Below are 5,269 nucleotides of genomic sequence, written 5' to 3'. Positions count from 1 at the left end.
CGCCTGTTTGAGGTGAACATCCTGAAGCCAATGCTTCCAAAATTTCTATTGTTTTTTCAATTTTCATAATGTTGCTCTAAACTTGTTGCCAACGTCCCGGCTATGCACAGTAAGGGATTTCGAAGCGAAAACCTTTCAGATTGCACCGAGCCAAAGCGTTGTATTTTGTTTTTAATTTCTTCACTTTAAAAGCCAAATCAACGATTTGGCGGACTTGCTATGAAAACCAACCTTTCAATTTAGCAATGAACCCCTTATTGGGTATAGCCATTGTTGTGGGTAGTGTTTTTTCTTTTTCTTCTCTTCGTTGTTGTTCGATTGATTCGTCTTCTTTTCCGTGAACATATTTGTCAATCCACTTACGTGCTTCCTTTTTTAGTTCATCTTCAATATTGTATAAATCAGCACCGTCAAAGTAATAGTTTACTCCCATTTCTTCTAATTCATCCCATCCGTGATAAATCAGATAGAAAGTCATAAGTCCCGATTCATAGTCGTTGTCCACGCAAAGTTGATAGAGTGACTGCAAATTCTTTCTTATCTCACGGTCGCTTAGAATTTCGTTCAAGTGGTAATGCGTTTCTGCAATCACAGCACTTTCATAGTCGAGTTCTTCAAGTCCTAAGTCATCAAGAACGTTTGTTACATATGTACTGATTTCAAATCTGTCAATTGGTTGAGAAAATGAAGCAAGCATTAACACATTTTCAGTCTCCTTTCCTTGCCTAATTAGGTCAATTGCCCAATTAACCGCTATAGAATAGTCGAAATGCTCCAATTCCTTATGGCTTTGAATCAGTTTTAATATGAGCTGTTCATCTTTCATTTTACATTACCCACAACGGTCTCGGCTATGAGTAGTTGCGTGGGTTAGCACTTAACTTTGCAAGTACGCACCAAACTGAAAATCCGCAAGGATTTTCAGAAGTAGGCGAGAACAAGCAATTACTTATAGCCATTGTTATGTGCTGGGCTTTTTTCAATTCGGACTAAATCGGTTAAATGATTGCCAATATTTGTCTTTATAAATGTCAAAGTCCAGCTCGATTTTATTTATATATTCTTTTTTTATTTCGTGTAATACTTTTGATGGTTTTCTAAATTCAACACAGGCAAAATATACTTCTCGAACAGAATCGGCTGTTTGTCTCCCAATGTTTAAATAACCATCAGAATCTTTTAATTCTGCTATTATTTTATCTTCAATTTCGTTGAGAAGTTTATAAGTGGAATCGTCAGGCATTCCATTATTGTTTTTTCCGTCATATTTTATTTCCATTACTGCAATCCAAGGATGAGAAGCTTTACTATCCCAATTCAATAAATCTGTGTTGATAATCGCAACTAATGGAAGTCCGTTTTTTAAAGTCGCTTCAAGTCCAGAATAGTTATCGTTTTCTGTGTTGTGTCTGAAACCTTTATATTTTTCAACAAACTCTTTTTCTCGCCAAGTCAAAAAGTCCTTTAGTTTTTCTAATGGGATTAAGTCTGAAGTAGCATCTTTCGGGTTAATAATATTCACGTTGTCAATCGTGGTAACTGAATTCAATTCGCCAAGAGAATTATCTAAAGCAAGATAAACGCCATTTGTCATTACAGCTCTGTTTTCTTCGCTGAAATCTTTATGAGTAATTGTAATGTCAATCTCGTCTGGCATTTGTTTATGGTCAGTTGAATAAAAGTCCATTTTACTTTCGTCAAATTTATATCCGTCCATTTCAATTCCGTATTGATTTGAGTCAGAAGGTTGTTTGAGTGCAGTAATTTTCCAATTATTCATTTTCGGTGCTGACTGAACTAATTCTTCAACAAATACAATATTTTTGATTATTCCATCAGCTGTCAATATTAACTCCGCTGTGTTGTCATCATACATACCTGCAAGAAACCAAAATCCATCTTTCAATTCGTTTAGCTTTGGGGCAAGTTTGTCAAAAAATACTTTGTTTATATTTCCTTGGTCTTTTAGAACTTTATGGAATTTGTTTTCGTTCTTTTCGAACCAATTCCAAAAATCAGAGTATGAATTTATAGGTTCCTGTTTAGTACTAAATATTGATTTTAAAAAACTCATATTCTTGTTAGTTCGGATTTTTTTTCGCCTTGCACATAACGTGATTGTGTATGATTTCGTTGCGTGTTTAAGCACTAAAGTTAGCAAATAAATTACAGATAGAAAGTCCGCGAGGACTTTCGTAAGTAAGCTATAACTAGCAATGAATTATACACGGTGTTACCTGTAGTTATTTGTTCTTCTATCGAAATACTCTATTATTCATATTGTCTAAAATAGTAGAATATTCTCCTTTATAAATTGAATTTGGAAATTTCTTTCTTAACTCTTTTTTGATTTCATTATCTCTAATGTCTTGTAAAGCAATTTTTATATTGTAACCTTTTCCTGGAACTATCATAACCATACTAATTCCATTATTTTTATTGCTACTAACTTTGTCTTTTAGAAAAAAACGAATATTACTTTTTAGTAAATCCACATTTTGCTCAAGGATTTTTTCCGAAGTATGATTCTTTCGAGTTCTACCAATTCTTACTAAATCAAATTTCACTTCCATATTATTCAAATTCTTTTTTCAGTAATTCAATCAGTTCATTAGATTCAGTTATATTATTTTCAAATAAACGTAAAGCTTCTCTTACTTTCGGATATTCATCAACGAATTCAATTCCGTCAATTTCTTTCAGATTAAAACTTTCCATTATTTTTAGAAATGACTCTTGGTCAACTCCCCAAAATTTTATGTATTTAGATTCGGGAACAAATATTTCTATCAGTTCAGATTCCGAGTGAAAAATCATTCCAAAATCAATAAACGTGTCTGATGTGATTTCCGTTTTGTATTTATTTAGAAATTCAAGAGTATGAGTTTTTTCAGAGTATTTTCCGTAATTCGGTTCCGAATCGGATTGATTAAAAATTAATGATACTTCGTTAGGTAATTCGTTACTCAATTCAAGTACTAAATTCCAAAGTTTTGAATTGTCAATATTGATTTCCGCATAAAAATTGAAAGCTAAATTTGAGTGTTCTGGATTATCATCTTTCGGCAAAATTTTATAACCTTCCACAATTTTTGCAGTTTTCCGTAATTCAAGTCTTTCCTTAACTGAAGAGTTCATTGGAACTTCATCCATTTCTGGTGGTCGAAGTGTTATTGGAAGTTCTAAAGTTGGTTTCATAATTACAGGTAACGTGATTGTATAAGATTATTTGCGTGGGCTAAATATTAACTTTAAAAATAAGCAATACAAAAGAATCACGCAATAAGTTTCCAAGAAGGAAACAACTAGCAATTAATTTTATACGGTGTTGTAATTAGTTTTTATTATGGTTAAACTTGATATTAATAACGCTTACGATAGAGAGTTTGGTAAATTATATTTATTAGGCTTTTGGTCAGATTACGATTATATTTCAGGTAGAAATTATTTTAATTCTCTTTCTGATTTTGAGAAGGAAGTTCGTCTTGGTCATAAGCCGAAAGTAAATTCCTCAATGATTGTTCGTTTTCTGGATAAAGTTTTAAATAAGGTTCTCTATCTGCGTAACTCATATCTTTTAAAAAGATAAATAAGTGTGCTAATAATTCGTTATACTGTTTGTAAATTTCAGCAGTCTTTTCCGATAATAATTCACTGTTTTTCTTTTCAAGTTCTTTGAACATTTTTTGCGCTCTTAAATTTAATTCAGCGTTATGTGATTCTCTTATAAAGTCATTAGATTTTTTCAATTTGTCAACATCTATTGATTCCAATAATATTTTCATTTTAGAGTATAATCCGTTTTGTATGTAAAACGCTATTCCTAAAGCTAATAATACTATTGAATTTATTGTTTCGTGAGTGATGTCCATAGTTCGTTCAAATTAATTACAACGGTTTGCGTATATGACTTGTGGCGGTTTTCAAAGCACTTTCCTGTCGGCTTGAACCAAATTTACTTAAAATGCACAAAGCTTGAAATTACCACTTTCCCGCCATAAGTTATAAACGCTGTTACCAGCCGTTTTTTATTTTTTCAGTTTTTATTTCTTCAATAATTTTACTTTTCCCTTTCAAGCTGCTTTCAACTGTTTTCAAAAGAAATTCTGCCTTTTCCAAGTATTTTCTTGATTGTACTTTGTCTTTATTGTATGTTAACTCATAAAGGGATAAGTAAAATTCATAATAATTTGGATAGTATTCTATTCCAAGTTTATAAACTTCAATTGTCAAATCGTCAAATTCGCTATTCCAGTATCTTGAAGCTATTCCATTTATTTCAGCAATTTCAGGTGGATAAAAAGAAGTTCCAATTTTTGATGCTAATATTATTTTTTCCACTTCTTTTTCTGGTGTTTCGGGTACACTAATTAATTTATATTCATCATTAACTTTTGCAATGTTCGAGTATCTATTGTTAAAACTTTCAAATATTCTTGTTATAAGAGTTGGTGTTGACACAATTGGTACAGCGTTATGTGCAGAATAATTGGCTTCAAACACGTTGATTGAATTAAAAAAGGCAGGATATTTTTCTTTTAGTTCATTATATTTTTTTCGGTGATGGTAGTCTTTACTATTAGCAATTCCACCTATACTTATTGAAATATTGCCTTTTTCTATTTCGTTATTCTCTTGAAAACTATTTACTAACAACTCCATTTCATCAAGTGGTGTATTTGCGATTACAAAATTGTAATAGTCTGGATGGTTGTAATATGAGTAGAGTGAAAATGACGCTGAAAAAGAATGTCCAATAATTACTTTAATATCACTTGGATTATACTTTAAAAGCGCTTTGTCTAGTTCTTTCGTTATGAAAGCATCAAGTGGCAATTCGGTTGTTAAATCTACAATTCCACATTCTTTGTTACGATTTTTATGCGGAATAACAACAACAATCGCATTTGGAATTTCGTGCGTATATTGTAAATATTGTATATCTGAAAGTAATGGATTGACAAACCATTCGTGTTGTCCATCAAGCAAATAAATTACAGGAAGCTTTACAGACTCCGATTTGTATTTGTAAAATTCCGGTTTATGAATGTAGACAGTTCTTTCTTCGTTGAATGCTTTTGAGTAAAAAGAAATTGTGTCTATTTCCTGTCCATAAGTTATGGAAGAAATAATAAATAATATTAAAAAATTTATATTCTTCATTAGCGAGTTTCTGTATTATACTGATATAGGTTGACCTTTTTTTAGGTTAATTTATACCGTTCAAAAGATTTTTTTCAGCCGTTTAGAAGGCAAAAAAAATAGTTTG

General features: G+C 31.4%; 6 protein-coding genes. All 6 read right to left on the bottom strand.

Annotation, left to right across the window (positions count from 1 at the left end; translation table 11 throughout):
• Positions 1-217 precede the first annotated feature (217 nt).
• Positions 218-826: a hypothetical protein gene (locus tag DFQ11_RS14635; protein WP_110476622.1), complete on the bottom strand. Its 609-nt coding sequence runs from the start codon at positions 824-826 to the stop codon at positions 218-220.
• A 153-nt stretch (positions 827-979) separates the two neighbouring features.
• Positions 980-2,074: a DUF695 domain-containing protein gene (locus DFQ11_RS14630; protein WP_110476621.1), complete on the bottom strand. Its 1,095-nt coding sequence runs from the start codon at positions 2,072-2,074 to the stop codon at positions 980-982.
• A 181-nt stretch (positions 2,075-2,255) separates the two neighbouring features.
• Entirely contained in the window at positions 2,256-2,573 is a 318-nt protein-coding gene (locus DFQ11_RS14625; protein WP_110476620.1) for a hypothetical protein, read from the bottom strand.
• Between the two features lies 1 nt (position 2,574).
• The gene (locus DFQ11_RS14620; protein ID WP_110476619.1) at positions 2,575-3,198 is read right to left on the bottom strand and encodes a hypothetical protein; all 624 of its coding nucleotides are present in this window, start codon (positions 3,196-3,198) and stop codon (positions 2,575-2,577) included.
• Positions 3,199-3,449: 251 nt separating this feature from the next.
• Complete coding sequence (locus DFQ11_RS14615; RefSeq protein WP_110476618.1) at positions 3,450-3,872, bottom strand: hypothetical protein; 423 nt, start codon at positions 3,870-3,872, stop codon at positions 3,450-3,452.
• Positions 3,873-4,014: 142 nt separating this feature from the next.
• On the bottom strand, positions 4,015-5,163 hold the full coding sequence (locus DFQ11_RS14610; protein ID WP_110476617.1) for an alpha/beta hydrolase-fold protein: 1,149 nt from the start codon (positions 5,161-5,163) through the stop codon (positions 4,015-4,017).
• Positions 5,164-5,269 lie beyond the last annotated feature (106 nt).

Origin of the sequence: Winogradskyella epiphytica, from assembly GCF_003217215.1 — a bacterium.
GTDB classification, from domain to species: domain Bacteria; phylum Bacteroidota; class Bacteroidia; order Flavobacteriales; family Flavobacteriaceae; genus Winogradskyella; species Winogradskyella epiphytica.
This window is presented reverse-complemented; position numbering and strand designations above follow the sequence as displayed.